The 21,791-nt window shown below is 70.2% G+C and carries 19 protein-coding genes and 2 tRNA genes; 9 read left to right on the top strand and 12 right to left on the bottom strand.

The features are described 5' to 3' along the window. The first annotated feature begins 84 nt into the window (after positions 1-84). A complete protein-coding gene (locus ACWDX6_RS00155; RefSeq protein ID WP_451482675.1) occupies positions 85-1,101 on the top strand; it encodes a hypothetical protein in 1,017 nt (338 codons plus the stop codon). A 71-nt stretch (positions 1,102-1,172) separates the two neighbouring features. On the opposite strand, the gene clpX is transcribed toward ACWDX6_RS00155, so the two are convergent. The 5 genes from clpX to ACWDX6_RS00130 all read right to left on the bottom strand — a co-directional run bounded on the left by clpX (position 1,173) and on the right by ACWDX6_RS00130 (position 5,840). After that, positions 1,173-2,456, bottom strand: a complete 1,284-nt coding sequence (gene clpX / locus ACWDX6_RS00150; protein WP_384504978.1) for an ATP-dependent Clp protease ATP-binding subunit ClpX — start codon at positions 2,454-2,456, stop codon at positions 1,173-1,175. A gap of 156 nt (positions 2,457-2,612) precedes the next feature. Then, positions 2,613-3,299 (bottom strand): ATP-dependent Clp protease proteolytic subunit, encoded by a 687-nt coding sequence (locus ACWDX6_RS00145; RefSeq protein WP_373309179.1) that lies wholly within the window; start codon positions 3,297-3,299, stop codon positions 2,613-2,615. Positions 3,300-3,349: 50 nt separating this feature from the next. Further along, complete coding sequence (locus ACWDX6_RS00140) at positions 3,350-3,955, bottom strand: ATP-dependent Clp protease proteolytic subunit (RefSeq protein WP_391936361.1); 606 nt, start codon at positions 3,953-3,955, stop codon at positions 3,350-3,352. A 256-nt stretch (positions 3,956-4,211) separates the two neighbouring features. Next, positions 4,212-5,576 carry a trigger factor gene (gene tig / locus ACWDX6_RS00135; RefSeq protein ID WP_451482674.1) on the bottom strand — a complete coding sequence of 455 codons (1,365 nt, stop codon included), beginning with the start codon at positions 5,574-5,576 and terminating at the stop codon, positions 4,212-4,214. A 187-nt stretch (positions 5,577-5,763) separates the two neighbouring features. Beyond that, positions 5,764-5,840 (bottom strand) — tRNA-Pro (locus ACWDX6_RS00130). Between the two features lie 131 nt (positions 5,841-5,971). On the opposite strand from ACWDX6_RS00130, the gene ACWDX6_RS00125 reads away from it, so the two are divergent. Then, positions 5,972-6,045: transfer RNA gene (locus ACWDX6_RS00125), tRNA-Gly, on the top strand. 57 nt (positions 6,046-6,102) lie between these two features. Here the strand turns inward: ACWDX6_RS00125 and ACWDX6_RS00120 are convergent. The 3 genes from ACWDX6_RS00120 to ACWDX6_RS00110 all read right to left on the bottom strand — a co-directional run bounded on the left by ACWDX6_RS00120 (position 6,103) and on the right by ACWDX6_RS00110 (position 8,096). Further along, a complete protein-coding gene (locus tag ACWDX6_RS00120) occupies positions 6,103-6,297 on the bottom strand; it encodes a hypothetical protein (protein WP_403288754.1) in 195 nt (64 codons plus the stop codon). Positions 6,298-6,459: 162 nt separating this feature from the next. After that, the gene (locus tag ACWDX6_RS00115) at positions 6,460-6,909 is read right to left on the bottom strand and encodes an HD domain-containing protein (protein ID WP_451482673.1); all 450 of its coding nucleotides are present in this window, start codon (positions 6,907-6,909) and stop codon (positions 6,460-6,462) included. A 41-nt stretch (positions 6,910-6,950) separates the two neighbouring features. Next, a complete protein-coding gene (locus ACWDX6_RS00110) occupies positions 6,951-8,096 on the bottom strand; it encodes a PP2C family protein-serine/threonine phosphatase (protein WP_451482672.1) in 1,146 nt (381 codons plus the stop codon). Between the two features lie 107 nt (positions 8,097-8,203). Here ACWDX6_RS00110 and ACWDX6_RS00105 point away from each other — a divergent pair, with 107 nt between their 5' ends. Beyond that, positions 8,204-9,433, top strand: a complete 1,230-nt coding sequence (locus ACWDX6_RS00105; RefSeq protein ID WP_451482671.1) for a GNAT family N-acetyltransferase — start codon at positions 8,204-8,206, stop codon at positions 9,431-9,433. Between the two features lie 85 nt (positions 9,434-9,518). On the opposite strand, the gene ACWDX6_RS00100 is transcribed toward ACWDX6_RS00105, so the two are convergent. Both ACWDX6_RS00100 and ACWDX6_RS00095 read right to left on the bottom strand, forming a co-directional pair. Then, positions 9,519-10,343: an Fpg/Nei family DNA glycosylase gene (locus tag ACWDX6_RS00100; protein ID WP_451482670.1), complete on the bottom strand. Its 825-nt coding sequence runs from the start codon at positions 10,341-10,343 to the stop codon at positions 9,519-9,521. Then, a complete protein-coding gene (locus ACWDX6_RS00095; RefSeq protein WP_356890532.1) occupies positions 10,343-10,837 on the bottom strand; it encodes a ribose-5-phosphate isomerase in 495 nt (164 codons plus the stop codon). Before ACWDX6_RS00095 ends, ACWDX6_RS00100 begins: the two co-directional genes overlap by 1 nt. A gap of 184 nt (positions 10,838-11,021) precedes the next feature. Here ACWDX6_RS00095 and ACWDX6_RS00090 point away from each other — a divergent pair, with 184 nt between their 5' ends. After that, positions 11,022-12,467: an amino acid permease gene (locus ACWDX6_RS00090; RefSeq protein ID WP_451482669.1), complete on the top strand. Its 1,446-nt coding sequence runs from the start codon at positions 11,022-11,024 to the stop codon at positions 12,465-12,467. Between the two features lie 135 nt (positions 12,468-12,602). On the opposite strand, the gene ACWDX6_RS00085 is transcribed toward ACWDX6_RS00090, so the two are convergent. Then, positions 12,603-13,196: a biotin transporter BioY gene (locus ACWDX6_RS00085; protein WP_451482668.1), complete on the bottom strand. Its 594-nt coding sequence runs from the start codon at positions 13,194-13,196 to the stop codon at positions 12,603-12,605. Between the two features lie 254 nt (positions 13,197-13,450). On the opposite strand from ACWDX6_RS00085, the gene ACWDX6_RS00080 reads away from it, so the two are divergent. The 3 genes from ACWDX6_RS00080 (at position 13,451) to ACWDX6_RS00070 (ending at position 17,201) form a co-directional block, all read left to right on the top strand. Further along, positions 13,451-14,845 carry an amino acid permease gene (locus ACWDX6_RS00080; protein WP_451482667.1) on the top strand — a complete coding sequence of 465 codons (1,395 nt, stop codon included), beginning with the start codon at positions 13,451-13,453 and terminating at the stop codon, positions 14,843-14,845. A 115-nt stretch (positions 14,846-14,960) separates the two neighbouring features. Beyond that, positions 14,961-16,379, top strand: a complete 1,419-nt coding sequence (locus ACWDX6_RS00075) for an amino acid permease (RefSeq protein WP_451482666.1) — start codon at positions 14,961-14,963, stop codon at positions 16,377-16,379. 177 nt (positions 16,380-16,556) lie between these two features. Further along, complete coding sequence (locus ACWDX6_RS00070; protein ID WP_451482665.1) at positions 16,557-17,201, top strand: superoxide dismutase; 645 nt, start codon at positions 16,557-16,559, stop codon at positions 17,199-17,201. 125 nt (positions 17,202-17,326) lie between these two features. On the opposite strand, the gene ACWDX6_RS00065 is transcribed toward ACWDX6_RS00070, so the two are convergent. Next, on the bottom strand, positions 17,327-17,962 hold the full coding sequence (locus tag ACWDX6_RS00065) for a mycothiol-dependent nitroreductase Rv2466c family protein (RefSeq protein WP_451482664.1): 636 nt from the start codon (positions 17,960-17,962) through the stop codon (positions 17,327-17,329). A gap of 148 nt (positions 17,963-18,110) precedes the next feature. Here ACWDX6_RS00065 and pepN point away from each other — a divergent pair, with 148 nt between their 5' ends. Both pepN and ACWDX6_RS00055 read left to right on the top strand, forming a co-directional pair. Beyond that, positions 18,111-20,675: an aminopeptidase N gene (gene pepN, locus ACWDX6_RS00060; protein ID WP_451482663.1), complete on the top strand. Its 2,565-nt coding sequence runs from the start codon at positions 18,111-18,113 to the stop codon at positions 20,673-20,675. A 259-nt stretch (positions 20,676-20,934) separates the two neighbouring features. Beyond that, on the top strand, positions 20,935-21,789 hold the full coding sequence (locus ACWDX6_RS00055; RefSeq protein WP_451482662.1) for a hypothetical protein: 855 nt from the start codon (positions 20,935-20,937) through the stop codon (positions 21,787-21,789). Positions 21,790-21,791 lie beyond the last annotated feature (2 nt).

Below are 21,791 nucleotides of genomic sequence, written 5' to 3'. Positions count from 1 at the left end.
GGTGTGGGCCCCGCCGCCCCGGGCGGGCGGCCGTTCCGTCAGGATGTTCGCTACGCGTAAACATCCTGCGAGGGGAACCTGTCCATGAGCTACAACCAGCCGGGCCCGTACGGCGGCCAGCCGCCGCAGCAGCCGGGTCCCTACGGCCAGCCCGGCCCGTACGGCGGCCAGCCGCCGCAGCAGCCGGGACCGTACGGCGCCCAGCCGGGCTACGGCTACCCCCAGCAGGCCCCGCAGGGCGTCCCGCCGCAGCAGCCGCCGTACGGCTACCCGCAGCAGCAGCCCCAGCAGCCCGCCCCGTACGGACAGCCTCCCCAGCAGCCCCCCTACGGCCAGCAGCCCCCGTACGGCGCCCCGCAAGGCCCCGGCGGCTACCCGCCGCACCCGCCGGCCGCCCCGAAGAAGAAGACGGGCCTCGTCGTCGTCGGCGCGATCGTGGCGCTCGCGCTGGTCGGCGGCGGCGCGTGGTACTTCACGGCGGGAGGCGGCGCCGGGGCCGGCAACAGCGCGGTGGGCGACGACACCAAGGGGTACAGGATCGCGGCGCCCGAGACCGTGGACACGTACAAGAAGATTCCGAAGCAGACCGGCTCCCGCCCGGACGGGCCTCTCAGCGGGGAGGAGAAGGCCCGCGCCGAGGCCATGGGGGTGAAGAACGCCTCCCAGGCCATCGCGCAGTACAAGACCAACGGCGCCCAGGCGCTCACGGGCAAGCAGCTGTCGTTCAGCGGTCTGTGGGGCGAGATCGACGACCCGGCGCAGGTGATCGACAACTACTTCGCCGGTATCGGCAACAATCCCGACGCCAAGAAGTCGGGGCTGAAGTACGAACTGATCGGCACGGCGGAGACCGTGGAGCCGGCCGGCTTCAAGGGCGCGCTGATGAAGTGCCAGAACGTCCGGATGACCAACGAGAACAGCACCGGCGCGGCGACCGGTCCCAAGTCCATGGAGCTCCCCACCTGCGTGTGGGCCGACCACTCCACCGTGGGCGCGAGCAACATCATCGACATGGCCGGCATGATGACCGGCCAGAGCGTGCCCCGTTCCGAGGTGGCCGAGGCGAACGCCAAGCTCTACAACACGGCACGCACCAAGTAACGCGCGGCGCAACAGGGGCGCCCGGCACGGTTGTCGTCAACCGGCCGGGCGCCCCTGGGCGTTGTCGAAACCTACGCCGACTTCTCGTGCCGGCCGTCGTTCTTCACGATCCGCGGCACCAGCGTCGGGTTCACGTTGTTGTGCACCACGTCCGCCGTGATGACCACACGGGCCACGTCCTTGCGGGACGGGACCTCGTACATCACCGACATCAGGACCTCTTCCATGATGGCCCGCAGGCCACGCGCGCCCGTGCCGCGCAGGATCGCCTGGTCGGCGATGGCCTCCAGGGACGGGCGGTCGAAGTCCAGCTCGACGCCGTCGAGTTCGAAGAGGCGCTGGTACTGCTTCACCAGCGCGTTGCGCGGCTCGACGAGGATCTTGAGCAGGGCCTCGCGGTCGAGGTTGTGGACCGAGGTGATGACCGGGAGGCGGCCGATGAACTCCGGGATCATCCCGAACTTCACCAGGTCCTCGGGCATGACCTCCTGGAACTGGTCGCTCGCCTCGATCTCCCGCTTGGAGCGGATGGTCGCCCCGAAGCCGATGCCCTTGGCGCCCGCCCGCGACTCGATGATCTTCTCGAGGCCGGCGAAGGCGCCGCCTACGATGAAGAGCACGTTCGTCGTGTCGATCTGGATGAACTCCTGGTGCGGGTGCTTCCGGCCGCCCTGCGGCGGTACGGAGGCGGTGGTGCCCTCCAGGATCTTCAGCAGGGCCTGCTGCACGCCCTCACCGGAGACGTCCCGCGTGATCGACGGGTTTTCGCTCTTACGGGCGACCTTGTCGATCTCGTCGATGTAGATGATCCCGGTCTCGGCCTTCTTGACGTCGTAGTCGGCGGCCTGGATCAGCTTGAGCAGGATGTTCTCGACGTCCTCGCCGACATAGCCGGCCTCCGTCAGCGCCGTCGCGTCGGCGATGGCGAACGGGACGTTGAGCATCCGGGCCAGGGTCTGCGCGAGCAGCGTCTTGCCGGAACCGGTGGGGCCGAGCAGCAGGATGTTGGACTTCGCCAGCTCGATGGCGTCGTCACGGCCCGCGCCGCCGCCGTTCTCACCGGCCTGGACGCGCTTGTAGTGGTTGTACACCGCGACCGAGAGGGCCTTCTTCGCGGGCTCCTGCCCGACGACGTACCCCTCGAGGAACTCGTAGATCTCGCGGGGCTTGGGGAGTTCCTCCCACCGCACCTCGCTCGTCTCCGCGAGTTCTTCCTCGATGATCTCGTTGCAGAGGTCGATGCACTCATCGCAGATGTACACACCGGGTCCTGCGATGAGCTTCTTCACCTGCTTCTGGCTCTTTCCGCAGAACGAGCACTTGAGCAGGTCGCCGCCATCACCGATGCGTGCCACGAGGTGCTTCCCCTTCGCCTGGGAGCGCTTGGTTCAGCGACTCCTGGTGCCTCATATTCGACGGTACCTTGCCGGGCCCCCCGTTCGGGCCCCCCTTGGCACGGTTCACATGGTCGGGATTCGGCCACACGGTCCGTGCCAGGGGAAGGCCGAGCGTCAGGCTGCCGCGGCGGCCGTGCTCTTGCGGGTCGAGACGATCTGGTCGACCAGGCCGTACGCCAGCGCGTCCTCGGCGGTCAGGATCTTGTCACGCTCGATGTCGTCGCGGATCTTCTCGATCGGCGTCGAGGAGTGCTTGGCCAGCATCTCCTCCAGCTGCGTGCGCATGCGCAGGATCTCGTTGGCCGCGATCTCCAGGTCGGAGAGCTGCTCGCGGCCGGTGCCGCCGGACGGCTGGTGGATCAGCACGCGGGCGTTCGGCAGGGCCATCCGCTTGCCGGGCGTGCCGGCGGCGAGCAGCACGGCCGCGGCGGAGGCCGCCTGGCCCATGCACACCGTCTGGATGTCCGGCTTCACGAACTGCATCGTGTCGTAGATGGCCGTCAGCGCGGTGAAGGAGCCACCGGGGCTGTTGATGTAGATCGAGATGTCGCGGTCGGGGTCCATCGACTCCAGGCACAGCAGCTGCGCCATGACGTCGTTGGCCGACGCGTCGTCGATCTGCACGCCGAGGAAGATCACGCGCTCTTCGAAGAGCTTCGCGTACGGGTCGTACTCGCGCACGCCCTGCGAGGTGCGCTCGACGAAGCGCGGGACGACGTACCGGTTGTCCACCTGGGGGCCGGTGTAGAGGCCGCTCGCGGAGAAGGTCGGGGGCATCGCGTTCATGGGGTTGTTCACCATCCTGGTGGCGTTCAGCGGGCTGGGATCGGTGCGGTAGGGGCGGCGGGCGCTCAGGCGCCCGTGCCGCCGCCGCCCGGAACGCCCGAAGCGGCAGAGATGATCTCGTCGATGAGGCCGTACTCCTTGGCCTCCTCCGCGGTGAACCAGCGGTCGCGGTCGCCGTCGCGGATGATCGCCTCGACGGTCTGGCCGGAGTGCAGTGCGGTGATCTCGGCCATGCGCCTCTTCGTACGGAGGAGGTACTCGGCCTGGATCTTGATGTCCGAGGCCGTACCGCCGATACCGGCGGAGCCCTGGTGCATCAGGATGTCGGTGTTCGGCAGCGCGAAGCGCTTGCCGTTGGCGCCGCCGGTGAGCAGGAACTGGCCCATCGAGGCCGCCATGCCCATACCGATGGTCACGACGTCGTTGGGGATGTACTGCATGGTGTCGTAGATGGCCATGCCGGCCGTCACCGAGCCACCGGGGCTGTTGATGTACAGGTAGATGTCCTTGTCCGGGTCGGCGGCCAGGAGGAGCATCTGCGCGGTGATCTTGTTGGCGATCTCGTCGTCGACCTGCTGGCCGAGGAAGATGATGCGCTCGCCGAGCAGCCGGTTGTAGACATGGTCGCCGAGGCCACCACCGATGGACGGCTCACCCGCGGCGTAAGGCATCAGATTCGTCACGTATCCACCTGCTCGTCTCTGACGGCTCCGGCCGTCTCAGCGTCTCTCGTACCGAGGACGGGGTAGGACCCTGCCCTCGTATTCATGGACCCTAACGCGCAGGTCGGACAAGACCATCCCGCTTCCCGAACTGTTCGCTGGGAGCGCAAGGTAGTTGGCCGCACCGCGCATTCGTTCCGCAGACGGTCACGGGCCCGGGCGCACCGCAGTGCGTCCGGGCCCGTGGACCGGTTCAGCGCGAGGCTCAGGCCTCGTTCTTCTCCTCGGCGGCCTCGACCGCGGCGGCCTCGGTCTCGTCCTCGTCCTCGAGGTCGACGGTCTCGCCGTTGGTGTCGACGACCTTGGCGGCCTCGACGACGACCGCGAGGGCCTTGCCGCGGGCGACCTCGCCGACGAGCATCGGCACCTGGCCACCCTCGACGACGGCCTGGGCGAACTGGTCGGGGCTCATGCCGGAGGAGGCGGCGCGGCGCATGAGGTGCTCGGTGAGCTCCTCCTGGCTGACGTTGAGCTTCTCCTTGTTGACGAGCTCATCGAGGATGAACTGCGTCTTGATGCCCTTCTCGGCCTGCTCCTTGGTCTCCGCCAGGAACTCCTCCTCGGTCTTGCCCTGGATCTCCAGGTACTTCTCGAGGGTGAGGCCCATCTGGCCGAGCTGGTGGTGCTCCAGGTTGTGCTTGCGGGTGTTGATCTCGTCCTCGAGGAGCTTCTCGGGGATCGGGACCTCCGCCAGCTTCAGCAGCTCGTCGAGGACGCGCTCCTGGGCCTGGGTGGCCTGGTCGAACTGCTTCATGTTCTCGAGGCGCTTGCGGCTGTCGGCCTTGAGCTCGTCGAGGGTGTCGAACTCCGACGCCATCTGCGCGAACTCGTCGTCCAGCTCGGGGAGCTCACGGGCGGAGACGGCGGTGACCTTGACGGTGACCTCGGCGTCCTTGCCCTCGGCGGAGCCGCCCTTCAGCTGCGAGGTGAAGGTGGTCTCGCCGCCGGCCTCCAGGCCGGTGACGGCCTCGTCGATGCCGTCGAGGAGCTCGCCGGAACCGATGGTGTACGAGACGCCCTCGGCGACACCGTCGGGCAGGACCTCGCCGTCGACCTTGGCCTCGAGGTCGATGGTGACGACGTCACCCTCGGCGGCGGCGCGCTCGACCGGGTTGGTGGAGGCGAAGCGCTCGCGCAGCTGCTGCACGGACTTCTCGACGTCCTCGTCGCTGACCTCGACCGCGTCGACGGTGACCTCGATGCCGGAGTAGTCCGGGATCTCGATCGCCGGGCGGATGTCGACCTCGGCGGTGAAGGCCAGCAGCTCGCCGTCCTTCAGCTCGGTGATGTCGACCTCGGGCTGACCCAGCGGGTTGACCTCGGCCTCGTTGACGGCCTCGGTGTAGAACTTCGGGAGCGCGTCGTTGACGGCCTCCTCCAGCACCGCACCACGGCCGAACCGCTGGTCGATCACACGAGCCGGGATCTTGCCCTTACGGAAGCCCTTGACCGTGACCTGCTGGTTGATCTTCTTGTACGCCGCGTCGAGGCTGTCCTTGAGCTCCTCGAAGGGCACCTCGACAGTGAGCCGAACCCGAGTCGGGTTCAGGGTCTCCACGGCGCTCTTCACGGTTCGGTCTCCTTGGTGGCTGATTCTTGGTCTCTGCCGATGCCGCTTGATGGCGGTCCCGGCCGATCGGCCCGGTCAGAGAGACACACGGGCACGCAGCTTGCATAGTAACCGCAAGCGGGATGAGGCCCACAACGCGATCTTCCGCGGGGCGGTCCGCCCGGCTCGATCTTGTATCGCGTGATGTTGGTCGGGGTGGCGGGATTTGAACCCACGGCCTTCCGCTCCCAAAGCGGACGCGCTACCAAGCTGCGCCACACCCCGTCGGTGCGACACGTAGGGTACATGCACGGAGACAGTGCGACGCCCCCTCCGGAAGGGGCGTGCGGGGACCGCCCGGGACCCGCTACGATGCTGTCCGTGCCGCGGCCCTTGTGACCTGCGGCGCGACCTGTGCGGGCGTAGCTCAATGGTAGAGCCCTAGTCTTCCAAACTAGCTACGCGGGTTCGATTCCCGTCGCCCGCTCCATACGCCACCGGCCCGGCCCCTTCCGAGGGGCCGGGCCGGTGGCGTTCTCGCGTCCGCTCAGAACCTGATCGAGCTGACCGTCTGCGTTATCGAGTCCAGGAAGCGCTGGATGTCGTCGGCCATGCCCGTGGAGGCAAGGAAGAAGCCGAAGAGCACCGCGACGACGGCCGGGCCGGCCTTCAGGTTTCCGCCGCGGATCAGCACCACCAGGATGATCGCCAACAGCAGCACCACAGACAGTGAAATGGCCACAACTGATCACACCCTCGGTCGGTCCCACCTTGCCGCCCGGGAGCGCGCGTCACAGAACACCCCCGCTGCATCCATCGTGCCACCAACTTCCCGCCCCGGAACGCCGGGTGAGGAATCGTCGACGTACGAATCGAGCCAACCCGCGAGATTTCGTCTTGATCGTTACGGGGTGGGGAGCCCGAGGAGCGCGCGGACATGGGCGTACTTGGCGGTCAGCCGGGCCCGGGTGGGTGCGTCGAGGGCGGCGAGGCGGGTGGGGTCGGCGTTGTGGGCGAGGTCGGCCTCCTTGACCAGGAGGGCGCCCGGGGTGGCGAGAACACGCCGGGTGTACGACTCCGGTCTCTCGCCCGGCCGCTTGGTGAGCGCGAGGACCATGTCCTTGACGGCGCGGGGGAGTTCGGCGCGCTCCAGCCACTCGGCGGAGAGCGCGTCGTCCTCGACGGCGTCGTGCAGCCAGGCCGCCGCGATCTGCTCCTCGCTGCCGCCCCGGGCGCGCACGCCCTCGGCGACCGCCCGCAGATGTTCGGCGTACGGGCGCCCCGCCTTGTCGGTCTGGCCCTCGTGGGCCGCGACGGCGAGGGATTCGACCTGGGCGAGCGTGAGGTGCGGCATGCGCCGACTGTACGGGGCAGGCGCGGGCGCGGGCGCGGTCCTCAGGTCTTGCGGCTGATCAGCAGGAGCGCCCGGTCGTCGTTGACGTCCTTGGCGCAGGCCTCGATGAGGTGCCAGGCGGCGCCCTCGAAGCCGGAGGCGACGTAGCGGTCGGCCTCGCCGGTCAGCCGGTCGATGCCCTCGGCGATGTCCCGGTCCGCCGCCTCGACCAGGCCGTCGGTGAACAGCATCAGGACGTCGCCGGGCCGGAGCGAGCCCTTGACCGGGTGGAACTCGGCGCCGTCGTAGACGCCGAGGAGCGGGCCCTCGCCGGTCTTCTCCTCCCAGCGGCCGCTGCCCGCGTGCAGCTGGAGCGCGGGCAGATGGCCGGCGGAGAGGAGTTCGTAGTCCCCGGAGTCCAGGTCGAGCACGAGATGGATGGAGGTGGCGAAGCCTTCGTCCCAGTCCTGACGGAGCAGGTAGCCGTTGGCGGCCGGCAGGAAGGCGTGCGGGGGCAGCGAGCCGAGGAGCCCGCCGAAGGCGCCGGAGAGCAGCAGGGCGCGGGAGCCCGCGTCCATGCCCTTGCCCGAGACGTCGGTGAGCAGCACTTCGAGGGTGCGGCCGCCGTTGGTGCGGGCGGCGACGACGAAGTCGCCGGAGAACGACTGGCCGCCCGCCGGGCGGAGCGCCATCTCACGGTGCCAGCCCTGGGGGAGCCGGGGCAGGGCGCTCTGGACCCGGATGCGTTCGCGCAGGTCGAAGAGCATGGTCCCGCCGCGCCGCCAGGGCACGCCGACCCGGGCCCGGAACTGCGCGATCAGCAGGCCGAAGAGGCCGCAGGCCGCGACGACCAGGACCGTTCCCGGGGTGACCCGGGCGGGGCCCTCGGTGTACGGGCCGAGCACGAAGGACTCGACGATCAGGGCGCCGGCGGCCGCCGCGTACAGGCCGAGCAGGCTCGCCGGGCGCAGCAGCAGTCCGCCCGCCACGATCGGCAGGACGAGGGCGGCGGGCGCGCACCAGACCGGATTGGTGAGCGTGCCGAGCGTGATCGCGGGAATGGTGAGCAGTAGACCGGCCAGCGCCACCCAGTCGGAACCGTCGCCGCGGAAGTAGTCGACGCCGGATTTGCGCAGCGCGACGCGGACCCGGTGGGCGCTCTTGCGCATCCGGGCCGCATACGCGTCGACTCCCCTGCGACCTCTCATTGGGCTGGACCCTATCCACCCGCCCGGACGTCGCGCAGCGGGACCCCGAAGACATTGCGCGTGAAATCGGGTCGCCCCGGGCGCGTGCGCGCTGATATCGATGGCATATGACTTATGAACTTCGGGTGCTGGACCCGGCCGAGTGGGACGACTGGTTCGGGAAGCTGGAGCTCGCGTTCGGCGGTGTTCCGGAGTCGCCGGAGGAGCGGGCCCTCTGGCAGGAGTTGACCGAGTGCGACCGCTCGATCGGGGTCTGGGACGGCGAGGAGTGCGTGGGCACGGCCGGGGCGTTCAGCTTCCGGCTCTCCGTGCCGGGTGGGGCGGTGGTGCCGGCGGCGGGCGTCACGATGGTCGGCGTGGCCCCGACGCACCGGCGGCGCGGGATCCTCACCTCGATGATGCGGCGCCAGCTGGACGACGTCCGGGCGGCCGGCGAGTCCCTGGCCGTTCTGACGGCCTCGGAGCCGGAGATCTACGGGCGGTTCGGGTACGGCATCGCCACGTACACGACGCGGGCGGTGATCGACACGGCCCGGGTGCGGCTCTCGGTGCCGGAGGGCACGGACGCGGTGGCGCTGCGGCTGGCCGACCCGGCGAAGGCGGCGGATGCGTGCGAGGCGGTGTACGCGCGGCGGGTCGCGGCCCGGCCGGGGATGCTCGCCCGGCAGCCGGGGTGGGAGCGGCTGCCGCTGCTCGACCCGCCGGGCGAGCGGGGCGACGCGTCGGCGCGGATGTGCGTGCTGGCGGAGCGGGACGGGGAGGTCGTCGGGTACGCGCTGTACGCGGTCAAGCCGGAGTGGACGCACGCCGGGGCCGACGGCACGGTCGTGCTCAAGGACCTGGAGGCGCTGGACCCGGTGGCGGAGGCGGCGCTGTGGCGGTTCCTGTGCTCGATCGACCTGACGTCGTCGGTCCAGATCAACAGCCGGCCGGTGGACAGCGCCTGGCAGCATCTGGTGAGCGATGTCCGGCGCTGTGCGCCGACGCAGCGGGACGCGCTGCATGTGCGTCTGGTGGAGCTGGGCGCGGCGCTGGAGGCGCGGACGTATCAGGCGCCGGTGGACGTGGTGTTCGAGGTCGCGGACGCGTTCTGCCCGTGGAACGAGGGGCGTTGGCGGCTCACGGGGGACGGCAAGGGTGCGGTGTGCGCGCGTACGGAGGAGGCGGCGGACGTCGCTCTGTCCGTACGGGAGTTGGGGGCGGCGTACCTGGGGGGCGTGAGCCTGACGTCGCTGGCCGCGGCGGGGCGGGTGCGGGAACTTCGGGAAGGGGCGCTGACGGAGGCGTCCGTGGCCTTCGGGTGGCCCGTGGCGCCGTGGTTGCCGCACGGTTTCTAGTCCCCTTCCGGACCCCGTCCGGCGCTGATCCGCCGGACGCGGGCCGGGCGCCTCGGGCGGTCCGAGGAGACGCGGTCGCGGGCCCCTACGCCGTCTGGCAGGCCGGGCACCAGAAGAGGTTGCGGGCGGCGAGGGTGGCCGTGCGGATCTCGCCGTGGCAGATGTGGCAGGGGCCGGGGGCCCGGCGGTAGACGTAGACCTCGCCGCCGTGGTCGTCGACCCGCGGCGGGCGGCCCATCGCCTCGGGGGTGTGCTCGGGGCGGACGGTGTCGATGCGGTTGTGGCGGACGCCCTCGCGCATCAGGTGGACGAGGTCCGTCCAGATCGCCCGCCACTGCCCCGCCGTCAGGTCCCTGCCCGCGCGGTACGGGTCGATGCCGTGGCGGAAGAGGACCTCGGCCCGGTAGACGTTGCCGACGCCCGCGACGACCTTCTGGTCCATGAGCAGGGCCGCGATCGTCGTGCGCGAGGTCGAGATCCGGCGCCACGCCTTGTCGGCTCCGTCGGTGTGGTCGCCGTCCCTGAGCGGGTCGGGGCCGAGGCGGTCGTGTATCGCGCGCTTCTCGGCGTCCGTGATCAGGGCGCAGGTGGTGGGGCCACGCAGGTCGACGTACGCGCCGTCGTGGGCCAGGCGCAGGCGGACGGTGTCGGTGGGCGGCGGCGCGGGGGCGTCCCCGAAGTTCACCTTGCCGAAGAGGCCCAGGTGGATGTGGACCCATTCCCCGCCCAGGCCGCCGAAGCCGAGGAAGAGGTGCTTGCCGTGGGCCTCGGTGGTCTCCAGGACGGTGCCGTCCAGGAGGGCCGCGGAGTCCGCGAACTTGCCCTGGGGGCTGGAGACGCGCACGGACCGGCCGCCGAACCGTTCGCGGTAGTCGGCGGCCAGTCGGTGGATCGTGTGCCCTTCGGGCATCAGGCGGTGGGCTCCTGCGGGTGGTGGGCCGGGATCGGGGGCAGCTCGCCGGTCGTCTCGTACGCCGAGAGCATGTCGATACGGCGGGTGTGGCGCTCGTCACCGGAGTACGGCGTGTTCAGGAAGATCTCGACGAACTTGGTCGCCTCTTCCCGGGTGTGCATCCGGCCGCCGATGGAGACGACGTTGGCGTTGTTGTGCTCGCGGCCGAGGGCGGCGGTCTGCTCGCTCCAGGCGAGGGCCGCGCGCACCCCCTTCACCTTGTTCGCGGCGATCTGCTCGCCGTTGCCGGAGCCGCCGATGACGATGCCCAGGCTGTCCGGGTCCGCGGCCGTCTTCTCGGCGGCACGCAGGCAGAACGGCGGGTAGTCGTCCACCGCGTCGTAGATGTGGGGACCGCAGTCGACGGGCTCGTGGCCATGGGCCTTCAGCCACTCGACGAGGTGGTTCTTGAGTTCGAAGCCGGCATGGTCGGAGCCGAGGTACACGCGCATGGTTCCGAGTGTGGCACGGCCGTGGCGGGGTAGCGGTCAGCGGGGTCGGGACCGCCACCCGGGCCGGCCAGGACCCTCCCCTCTCGCGCAACGATCCGGAATTGGGTCTTCCGATCACCCGGGCTCACGGGTTTCAATGCTCGTTGCTCGCGACCCGAGCGCCCCCAGACCTAAGGAAGCGTTCATGACTACGCAGCCGACCCTTGCGAAGGAAGGCGGCACCACCGGCAACCCCGGTGATTCGCAGCATTCCGACGGACTCAAGGCCGGTCTCAAGAACCGCCACCTCTCGATGATCGCCATCGGTGGCGTCATCGGCGCCGGCCTCTTCGTCGGCTCCGGCTCCGGCATCGCCGCGGCCGGTCCCGCCATCCTTGTCTCGTACGCGCTCGTCGGCACGATGGTCGTGTTCGTGATGCGGATGCTCGGCGAGATGGCGGCCGCCCGGCCGTCGTCGGGCTCCTTCTCGGCCTACGCCGACCAGGCGCTGGGCCGCTGGGCCGGATTCACCATCGGCTGGCTGTACTGGTTCTTCTGGGTCGTCGTGCTGGCCGTCGAGGCGACGGCGGGCGCGGTCATCCTGGAGTCGTGGATACCGGCCGTGCCGCAGTGGGCCTGGGCGCTGATCGTGATGGTCGTGCTGACCGCCACCAACCTCGCCTCCGTCTCCTCGTACGGCGAGTTCGAGTTCTGGTTCGCCGGGATCAAGGTCGTCGCGATCGCCGCGTTCGTCGTCGTCGGCCTCCTCGCCGTCTTCGGCGTGCTGCCGGGCTCGGACAACCCGGGCGCGGGCTTCGCCCACCTCACCGACACCGGGGGCTTCTTCCCGATGGGCGCGGGCGCGATCCTCACCGGTGTGCTGATGGTCGTCTTCTCCTTCATGGGCAGCGAGATCGTCACGCTCGCCGCCGGCGAGTCCGAGAACCCGCAGAAGGCGGTCACCAAGGCCACCAACAGCGTGATCTGGCGGATCGCCGTCTTCTACCTGGGCTCGATCTTCGTCGTCCTGACGCTGCTGCCGTGGAACGACAAGTCGATCGTCGACAAGGGCTCGTACGTCGCCGCGCTCGACACGATCGGCCTGCCGCACGCCGGCCAGATCATGAACGTGATCGTGCTGACGGCCGTGCTCTCCTGCCTGAACTCGGGCCTCTACACCGCCTCCCGCATGGCCTTCTCGCTCGGCCGGCGCGGTGACGCGCCGAAGGCGTTCGCCCGCACCAACGCGCGGGGCGTGCCGACGGCGGCGATCCTCGCCTCGGTGGTCTTCGGTTTCGTCGCGGTGTTCTTCAACTACTGGCGGCCGGACGACGTCTTCGCCTTCCTGCTCAACTCCTCCGGTGCGGTCGCGCTCTTCGTCTGGCTGGTCATCTGCGTGACCCAGCTGCGGATGCGCGGGATCATCCTGCGCGAGACGCCGGAGAAGCTCGTCGTACGGATGTGGCTCTTCCCGTACCTGACCTGGGCGACCATCGCGATGATCGTCTTCGTCCTCGGCTACATGGTCTACGACGGCGGCAGCGCGCGGGAGCAGGTCGTGCTCTCGCTCCTGGTGGCCGCCCTGGTGCTGGTGATCGCGCTGGTCAAGGACCGGTTCGCGAAGGCCACGCGCGAGGAGATCGGGCACTGATCCGGACCCTCCGCACCTGACGGGCTCCGCGCCCGACCGGCTCCGCATGCGACGGAGAGGGTCGGGAACGCACGGAAGGCTCTCCGTACGCCGATCACCTCGGCGACGGAGAGCCTTCCCATGTCCGGTCGGGCATCAGCCCTTGCGGCCGAGGAGCTTCCACGCGGTGGGGAGCACGCCCATCGCGAGAGCCGCCTTGAGCGCGTCGCCGATGAGGAACGGGGTCACACCGGCCGCGATGGCCTGCGGCAGCGTCATGCCGGTGGCGAGGGCGAGGTACGGCACGCCCACCGCGTAGATGATCAGGGAGCCGAGCGCCATCGTGCCCGCCGTGCGGAGCACGGAGCGGTCGGCGCCGCGGCGGGCCAGGGAACCGACGACGGTGGCCGCGAGCAGCATGCCGAGGACGTAGCCGAAGGACGGCATCCCGTAGCCGGAGGTGGCCTGGGCGAACCACGGCACGCCCGCCATGCCGGCGACCGCGTACACGGCGAGGGCGAGGAAGCCGCGGCGGGCGCCCAGCGAGGTGCCGACGAGCAGGGCGGCGAAGGTCTGGCCCGAGACCGGGACCGGGGAGCCGGGAACCGGTACGGCGATCTGCGCGGCGATTCCGGTGAGGGCGGCGCCGCCGACGACCAGCGCGATGTCGCGGGCGCGGCTGACCGGCAGCAGGTCGGCCAGGACCGTTCCGGCACGGAGGGAACGGACGGGGACGGCGGCGGTGCTCATCGGTACTCCGCGAGGGTGAGGACGGGAGGGACAGGTTGACCGTAGTCGAGGAGTGAACGCCCGATCACCGTCAGCCGCCCACAAAGCGGAGGGGGAACGCTTCATGGAGATCACACAAAGGAGGGCGGCCAACCCTCGCGCCACGTGATGCTTGTCACTGGGAACTCTCGCCGAGAGGCCCCTTTTGCGTCAGGGCACGATCACCGGAGAGACTGTGGGGTCTCCATAAACGCTTTCGAGAGCACGGCCCTCATATGCACGACGCACCGCCCGCCGCCCCGGCTCCCCTCGCTCCCGAACCGGAGCCGCTCTCCCATGGGCTGAAGCAGCGTCATCTGACGATGCTGGGGCTCGGCGGTGTGATCGGTGCCGGGCTCTTCGTCGGTTCGGGGGCGGGCATCGCCGTCGCCGGGCCCGGCATCGTGCTCTCGTACCTGATCGCGGGCACGCTCGCGATGCTGATCATGCGGATGCTCGGCGAGATGTCGGCGGCGATGCCCGCCTCCGGCGCCTTCTCCGTCCACGCCGAGCGGGCCCTCGGCCGCTGGGCGGGCTTCTCGGTGGGCTGGCTGTACTGGTTCCTGCTGGTGGTGGTGCTCGCCGTCGAGGCGACGGGCGCGGCGCGGATCGCGCACGGCTGGGTGCCGGGGATCCCGCAGTGGGGCTGGGTGCTGCTCTTCATGGTCGTGTTCACCGCCGCCAATCTCACGGCGGTGCGGAACTTCGGCGAGTTCGAGTTCTGGTTCGCCGGGCTGAAGGTCGGCGCGATCGTCCTCTTCCTCGTCCTGGGGGTCCTCGCGATCCTCGGACTGCTTCCGGACACCGACCCGGTCGGCATGGCGAATCTGACGGGGCAGGGCGGATTCCTGCCGGGCGGCTGGGAGGGCGTGGTCTCCGGCGTCCTCGCGGTCGTCTTCGCCTTCGGCGGTCTGGAGGTCGTCACGATCGCGGCCGCCGAGTCCGACGACCCCGCCCGCAACGTGGCGCGGGCGGTGCGCAGCGCGGTCTGGCGGATCCTCTTCTTCTACGTCGGTTCGATGCTGGTCATCGTGACCCTGCTGCCGTGGACGTCGATGGAGCCGGGGCAGTCGCCGTACGTCGCCGTCCTGGACGCGATCGGGGTTCCGTCGGCCGGTCAGATCATGAACGTCGTGGTGTTCGTGGCGCTGCTCTCGGCGCTCAACGCGAACCTCTACGGATCGTCCCGGATGGTCTTCTCGCTCGCCGAGCGCGGGGAGGCGCCGAAGGGGCTGCTGAGGATCTCGGCGGGCGGGGTGCCGCGGCGGGCCGTGCTCGCGTCGGTGGCGTTCGGGTTCGTCTCCGTCCTGCTCAATCTGAAGTGGCCGGATTCCGTCTTCCTCTACATGCTCAACGCGGTCGGAGCCGTCCTCCTCTTCGTCTGGGGACTCATCGCGGTCTCCCAGCTGAGGCTGCGCCGCCGGATCGAGCGCGAGGCGCCGGAGACCCTGACGCTGCGCATGTGGGGTTTCCCGTGGCTGACCTGGGCGGCGCTGGCCGCCATGGCGGCCGTACTGGTGCTGATGCTGACCGACGACGGGGCGCGGCCGCAGGTGCTCTGGTCGGGCGCGGCCACCGGCGCCGTCCTGCTGGTGGCGTGGGTGCGGGAAGCGCGCACGAAGCGGAAGTGAATCTTCACCTTGTGTGAAGGTCGTGCCCGTATAGCGGACATCCGTTCCCTGTAAGCGGTGCGCGCGCCCAGACTGTGGCGCGTTCCCCCGTACCGGCCAATGAACAGGGCGGCCCATGTCCCGGACCACCGCGCCCACGCCCGTCGACCGCAAGGACGACGGAGCCAGTGCGTCGCACGGCCTCTCGCACGGCCTCAAGCAGCGCCACCTCTCGATGATCGCCCTGGGCGGCGTCATCGGAGCCGGCCTCTTCGTCGGCTCCGGCGCGGGCATCGCCGCCGCCGGCCCCTCGATCGTGGTCGCCTACGCGATCTCCGGGCTGCTCGTCATGCTCGTGATGCGCATGCTCGGCGAGATGTCGGCGGCCAACCCGGCCTCCGGCTCCTTCTCCGTCCACGCCGAGCGGGCCATCGGCCCCTGGGCCGGTTTCACCGCGGGCTGGGCCTTCTGGTTCCTGCTCTGCGTGGCCGTCGGCCTGGAGGGCATCGGCGCCGCCAAGATCATGACGGGCTGGTTCCCGGGCACCCCGGAGTGGGCCTGGGTGGCCCTCTTCATGCTGGTGTTCTGCGCCACCAACCTGGCGGCGGTGAAGAACTTCGGCGAGTTCGAGTTCTGGTTCGCCGCGCTCAAGGTCGGCGCGATCGTCCTCTTCCTCGGTATCGGCGTGCTGGCCATCGCCGGTGTGCTGCCCGGTTCGGACGCCCCCGGCGCCACGAACCTGACCGGGGACGGCGGATTCTTCCCCAACGGCTCCGAGGGCCTGATCGTGGGACTGCTCGCCTCCGTCTTCGCGTACGGCGGTCTGGAGACCGTCACCATCGCCGCGGCCGAGTCCGAGCACCCCGTCCAGGGCGTCGCCAAGGCGGTCCGTACGGCGATGTGGCGCATCGCGCTCTTCTACATCGGCTCCATGGCGGTCATCGTCACCCTCGTCCCGTGGGACGACAAGGCGGTGGTCGAGAAGGGCCCGTACGTCGCCACCCTGGACCATCTGGGCATCCCGGCGGCCGGCCAGATCATGAACGTGGTCGTGCTGATCGCCCTGCTGTCCGCCATGAACGCCAACATCTACGGCGCCTCCCGGATGGCCTGCTCGCTGGTCGACCGGGGTCAGGGCCCGAAGGCGCTGGGCCGTACGTTCGGCGGCGTGCCGCGCCCGGCGGTGCTCGTCTCCTCGGTCTTCGGCTTCGTGTGCGTGCTGCTGAGCTACTGGCGTCCGGACGACATCTTCATCTGGCTCCTGAACACCATCGGCGCGATCATCCTCGTCGTCTGGTTCTTCATCGCCGTCTCGCAGCTGCTGCTGCGCCGCCGGACCGAGCGCGAGGCGCCGGAGAAGCTGGTCGTGAAGATGTGGGCCTACCCGGTGCTCACCTGGGTGGCGCTGGGCGGCATGGCGGCGATCTTCTTCCTGATGGCCCGCGACGAGGGCACCCGGGTGCAGCTGTACTGGACGGGCGGCCTGACCGTGCTGCTCGCGGCGATCGGCTTCGCGCTCCAGAAGGCGCGGCGGCCGGTGTCGCCGGACGCCTGACCTGACCCGTACGACGAGAACCCCCGGACCCGGTCGGTCCGGGGGTTCTCGCGTTCCCCGGCACGGGGGTCCGGCGCGGGACCTAGGCCCAAGGGCTGATCAACTTCGCCGACTCCTGCTGCTAGCCTGCACTTGCATAGAGGTTGCAATAAGCACCAGCAGCGAGAGGCTCGGCACATGGCGATCTACACCCTTCCGGAACTGCCGTACGACTACGCGGCGCTGGAGCCGGTGATCAACCCGCAGATCATCGAGCTGCACCACGACAAGCACCACGCCGCCTACGTCAAGGGGGCGAACGACACCCTGGAGCAGCTGGAAGAGGCGCGCGACAAGGAGCAGTGGGGCGCGATCAACGGCCTGGAGAAGAACCTGGCCTTCCACCTCTCCGGCCACATCCTGCACTCCATCTACTGGAACAACATGGACAGCCCCAAGGGCGGCGGCGGGGGCGAGCCGCTCGCCGCCGACGGTGTCGGTGAGCTCGCGGACGCGATCACCGAGTCCTTCGGCTCGTTCGCCAAGTTCAAGTCGCAGCTGACGAAGGCCTCCGCGACCACCCAGGGCTCGGGCTGGGGTGTGCTCGCCTACGAGCCGATCAGCGGCCGGCTCATCGTCGAGCAGGTCTACGACCACCAGGGCAACGTCGGCCAGGGCTCGGTCCCGATCCTGGTCTTCGACGCCTGGGAGCACGCCTTCTACCTCCAGTACAAGAACCAGAAGGTCGACTTCATCGAGGCCATGTGGCAGGTCGTCAACTGGCAGGACGTGAACAAGCGCTACCAGGCGGCCAAGAACTCCGTACCGCTGATCTCCATCTGATCAGCCCCTCGGCGCCCTGCTCGTGATCGTCTTCTCAACCTTCACCGGCAGGCGGAAGAAGGACGACCCCCGCGAGGACGTGACTCGCGGGGGTCGTCTGTATCAGCGGAAGGTGTGTCCGCGGGCTACTCGAAGCTCGGCTCCGCCGTCCGCGTGCGCTTGATCTCGTAGAAGCCCGGCGTCGAGGCCACCAGGAGCGTGCCGTCCCACAGCCGGGCCGCCGCCTCGCCGCGCGGCGCCGGGGTCACCACCGGGCCGAAGAAGGCGACCTCCTCGCCGTCCGCGCCCGGTACGGAGATCACCGGGGTGCCGACGTCCTGACCGACCTTGTCGATGCCCTCCTTGTGGGAGGTGCGCAGCTCGGTGTCGTACGTGTCCTTGTCGGCGTACTCGACCAGGTCGGCCGGCAGGCCCGCGTCGGTGAGGGCCGCGGCCATCGCCTCGCGGGTGGGGCCCTCGCCGTTGTTGTGGAAACGGGTGCCGAGCGCGGTGTAGAGCTTGCCGACGACCTCGTCGCCGTGCAGCTGCTGGGCCGCGATCACCACGCGGACCGGGCCCCACGCCTGGGTCTCCAGCATCTCGCGGTACTCCGGCGGGACCTCGTCGAGACGGTTCTCGTTGAGGACCGCCAGGCTCATGACCTTCCAGCGCACGTCGACCGGGCGCACCTTCTCCACCTCCAGCATCCAGCGGGAGGTCATCCAGGCCCAGGGGCACAGCGGGTCGAACCAGAAGTCGGCGGTGGTCCTGCTCTCGGACATGTCACTCCTCAGGGACGTGCGTCTGCGGTCGATGTGGTGCGCCAGACGGAGCAACGTCACGGCGGGGGCGAGCCATTCCCCGAGTGCCGGGGGTCAGCGGCACATGGGAGGATCGGTGCTGTTTCCAACGAGCCACGAAGGAGTGACCGTGCCCGGAGAGAATCTGTCCCGCGACGAGGCCCGCGAGCGGGCCGAGCTGCTGACCGTCGACGGGTACCAGGTCGCCCTCGATCTGCGCTCCGCGGTCGGCGAGTCCGGGGAGGGCGTGCGCACCTTCCGCTCGGTGACCACGATCCGGTTCCGCCGTACGGGGACGGGCTCGGCCACCTTCGTCGACCTGATCGCCCCCGCCGTGAACTCGGTGGAGCTGAACGGCCGGGCGCTGGACCCGGCCGTCGTCTTCGACGGCTCGCGGATCGCGCTGGACGGGCTGGCGGACGAGAACGTCCTGGTGGTGGACGCCCAGTGCGCCTACAGCCGGACCGGCGAGGGCATGCACCGCTTCGTCGACCCGGAGGACGGCGAGGTCTACCTCTACACCCAGTACGAACCGGCCGATGCCCGACGCGTTCACGCCAACTTCGAACAGCCGGACCTCAAGGCTCCGTACCGCTTCGAGGTGACGGCGCCCGAGGGCTGGACGGTCTGGTCGAACGGCGTGGGCGAGCGGGGCGCCGACGGGGTGTGGCGCTTCGCGGAGACGGCGCCCATCTCGACGTACATCACCTGTGTCGTCGCGGGGCCGTACCACTACGTCACGGACACGTACAAGCGCACGCTGGGCGACGGGACCGAGCTGGAGATCCCGCTCGGCGCGATGTGCCGCAAGGGGCTCGCGAAGCACTTCGACGCCGACGACGTCTTCCTGATCACCAAGCAGGGCTTCGACTTCTTCCACGACAACTTCGACTACCCGTACCCCTTCGGGAAGTACGACCAGGCCTTCGTCCCCGAGTACAACCTCGGCGCGATGGAGAACCCGGGCATGGTGACCTTCCGCGAGGAGTACATCTACCGGGGCAAGGTGACGCAGGCGGCGTACGAGCGCCGGGCGAACGTCATCCTGCACGAGATGGCGCACATGTGGTTCGGCGACCTGGTCACCATGGTGTGGTGGGACGACCTGTGGCTGAAGGAGTCCTTCGCCGACTTCATGGGCTCGTTCTCGCTGGCGGAGGCGACCCGCTTCACCAACAGCTGGGTGACCTTCGCCAACAACCGCAAGGCGTGGGCCTACCGCGCCGACCAGCTGCCCTCCACGCACCCGATCACGGCCGACATCCGTGACCTGGAGGACGCCAAGCTGAACTTCGACGGCATCACCTACGCCAAGGGCGCGTCCGTCCTCAAGCAGCTGGTGGCGTACGCCGGACGGGACGCGTTCCTGGAGGGCGCGCGGCGCTACTTCAAGCGGCACGCGTACGGCAACACGCGCCTCGCCGACCTGCTGTCCGTACTGGAGGAGACCTCCGGCCGTGACATGAAGGCGTGGTCCCGCTCCTGGCTCCAGACCTCCGGCGTCAACGCGCTGACACCGGTGGTCACGTACGACGCGGAGGGCCGGATCACCGAGCTGGCCGTCGTCCAGGACGGCGACGAGCTGCGCCCGCACCGGGCCGCCGTGGGGCTCTACCGGCTGTCGGTGGCGGGCGAACTGGTGCGGTACGCGCGGGCCGAGGCGGACGTCACCGGGGCGCGGACGGTCGTGGCCGAACTGGCGGGCGCCGAGCGGCCGGCGCTCGTCCTCGTCAACGACGACGACCTCACGTACTGCAAGATCCGCTTCGACGAGCGGTCGCTGACCACGCTCCGGGCGCACCTGGGCGACATCACCGACCCGCTGGCGCGCGCGCTGTGCTGGTCGGCGCTGTGGAACCTGACGCGGGACGGTCTGATGCCGGCCCGGGACTTCGTGGCGGTCGTGCTGGACTTCGCGGGCCGCGAGACGGACATCGGTGTGCTGCAGATGGTGCACGCCTGGGCCCAGGCGGCGGTCACGCACTACGCCGCGGTGGAGTGGCGCGAGGAGGGCGGCCGGCTGCTCGCGGAAGGCGCGCTGCGGGAGCTGCGGCTGGCCGAGCCGGGCAGTGAACACCAGCTGACCTGGGCGCGGTTCTTCGCGTCGGTCTCCTCGTCGGACGCGGACTTCCAGCTCCTGGAGGGGCTCCTCGACGGCACGGCGAAGATCGACGGGCTGGACGTCGACCAGGAGCTGCGCTGGTCGTTCCTGACGCCGCTGGCCGCGCACGGCCGTGCGGACGAGGCGCGGATCGACGCGGAGCTGGCCCGGGACGACACCGCGACGGGCAAGCGCCACCAGGTCCGCTGCCTGGCGGCCCGGCCCTCCGCCGCCGTCAAGGCGCAGGCGTGGGCGCAGGTCGTCGAGTCGGACGCGCTGTCGAACGCGCTCGTGGAGGCGACGATCGCGGGGTTCGTCCAGCCCTCGCAGCGCGAGCTGATCGCGCCGTACGCGGAGAAGTACTTCGCGGTGATCGAACGGCTGTGGGCGGACCGGTCGATCCAGATCGGGATGGACGTGGTGCGGGGTCTGTTCCCCGGGCTGCAGGACAGCGAGGAGACCCTGGGGGCGACGGACGCGTGGCTCTCCGCGCACGCGTCCGCCCCGCCGGCGCTGCGCCGGCTGGTCCTGGAGTCCCGGGACGACCTGGCGCGGGCGCTGCGCGCCCAGGCGTGCGATCGCGCGGCGGCGTAGCGGTTCATCGGTCATCGGATCGGCCCCGGCGACGAGCTCGGCTCGTGGCCGGGGCCGGCCCGTGCCAGGGGCCGTGCCCGGTGGATCAGGGCGGGCGCGCCGCGGCGGGATCGGCGCGACAGGCGGCGCGGGTCCGGCCTCGCGAGTGCCGGGACTGATCGGCAGTCGAACGTGCGTACTTTAGGACGAGCTTGTCCCTGAATGTCTACGACTCTGTAACAGCGGTTAGCGGACGCGTGGGCGGCGGAAGACCTTCCGCATGAACCACAACACCCCCATCACCCCCCGCCCCCTCCCCCGCACCGGCGACGACCGGATCCAGGAGGCGCTCCACTACACCCGGCGCCGTGGCGGCGTGCCGGCCCAGGGTGCCGAGGCGATGGTGACCGGCCTCGCCGCGCTCGCCCTGCACCGCTTCGCCTCCGCTCCCGCGCTGCTCTCCGTCGACCGGATCGACGTGCTGGTGCACCGCGCGCGCCGGCTGCGGTCCACCGGCCGGGTGCGGGTCGTGCGCGCACAGGACCTCCCCGAGCCGCTGGACATCGGCGGGGTGCCCGTCGCGCCGGTCGCCCGGGCGCTCGCCGACGCGGTCTCCGCGCTCAGCGACGCGGGCGTGGTGCGCCGGCTGCTCACCGAGGCCGTACGCGCCGGTCACTGCGAACCCGGCGTGGTGGTACGTGAGTTGAGCCGCGAGCGGCTGCTGAACCGGCCCCATGTGGTGGACGCCGTCGACTCGCTGCTCGCCGAGGGCCGGGCCATCGCCGAGGAACGGCTCTACGAGATGGTGCGGGAGTTCGCCCTGCCCGACCCGATGTGGAACGTCGATCTGCGGCTGCCGGGCGGTCCCCATCTCGGCGGCCTCGACGCCTACTGGCCGGACCAGGCGGTGGCGGTGGAGCTGGACACCCGGGCGCCGAGACAGGACGACGACGCGCTGTGGTCGGAGTACACCCGTAAGCGCGAGCATCTGGAGCGGCTCGGCATCACGGTCGTCCACATCACCCCGCGCAAGCTGCGCGAGGCGATGGACCAGCAGGCGACGGTGATCCGCACGGCCCTGATGGCCGCGTCGGACCGGCAGCCCGCCGCCTACGTCGTCGTCCTCCCCCGGTAGCG

This window comes from Streptomyces sp. NPDC003027, from assembly GCF_053591435.1.
Note: the sequence above shows the minus strand (reverse complement) of the source record. Positions and strands in the feature narration are given on the sequence as shown.

Excerpts from the sequence above, each read along its gene's own strand:
- ACWDX6_RS00155 (WP_451482675.1), top strand. The coding sequence starts at position 85 with ATGAGCTACAACCAGCCGGGCCCGTACGGCGGCCAGCCGCCGCAGCAG.
- ACWDX6_RS00145 (WP_373309179.1), bottom strand. The coding sequence starts at position 3,299 with ATGGTGAACAACCCCATGAACGCGATGCCCCCGACCTTCTCCGCGAGC.
- ACWDX6_RS00140 (WP_391936361.1), bottom strand. The coding sequence starts at position 3,955 with ATGCCTTACGCCGCGGGTGAGCCGTCCATCGGTGGTGGCCTCGGCGAC.
- ACWDX6_RS00115 (WP_451482673.1), bottom strand. The coding sequence starts at position 6,909 with ATGCCGCACCTCACGCTCGCCCAGGTCGAATCCCTCGCCGTCGCGGCC.
- ACWDX6_RS00110 (WP_451482672.1), bottom strand. The coding sequence starts at position 8,096 with ATGAGAGGTCGCAGGGGAGTCGACGCGTATGCGGCCCGGATGCGCAAG.
- ACWDX6_RS00105 (WP_451482671.1), top strand. The coding sequence starts at position 8,204 with ATGACTTATGAACTTCGGGTGCTGGACCCGGCCGAGTGGGACGACTGG.
- ACWDX6_RS00100 (WP_451482670.1), bottom strand. The coding sequence starts at position 10,343 with ATGCCCGAAGGGCACACGATCCACCGACTGGCCGCCGACTACCGCGAA.
- ACWDX6_RS00095 (WP_356890532.1), bottom strand. The coding sequence starts at position 10,837 with ATGCGCGTGTACCTCGGCTCCGACCATGCCGGCTTCGAACTCAAGAAC.
- ACWDX6_RS00090 (WP_451482669.1), top strand. The coding sequence starts at position 11,022 with ATGACTACGCAGCCGACCCTTGCGAAGGAAGGCGGCACCACCGGCAAC.
- ACWDX6_RS00085 (WP_451482668.1), bottom strand. The coding sequence starts at position 13,196 with ATGAGCACCGCCGCCGTCCCCGTCCGTTCCCTCCGTGCCGGAACGGTC.
- ACWDX6_RS00080 (WP_451482667.1), top strand. The coding sequence starts at position 13,451 with ATGCACGACGCACCGCCCGCCGCCCCGGCTCCCCTCGCTCCCGAACCG.
- ACWDX6_RS00075 (WP_451482666.1), top strand. The coding sequence starts at position 14,961 with ATGTCCCGGACCACCGCGCCCACGCCCGTCGACCGCAAGGACGACGGA.
- ACWDX6_RS00070 (WP_451482665.1), top strand. The coding sequence starts at position 16,557 with ATGGCGATCTACACCCTTCCGGAACTGCCGTACGACTACGCGGCGCTG.
- ACWDX6_RS00065 (WP_451482664.1), bottom strand. The coding sequence starts at position 17,962 with ATGTCCGAGAGCAGGACCACCGCCGACTTCTGGTTCGACCCGCTGTGC.
- ACWDX6_RS00055 (WP_451482662.1), top strand. The coding sequence starts at position 20,935 with ATGAACCACAACACCCCCATCACCCCCCGCCCCCTCCCCCGCACCGGC.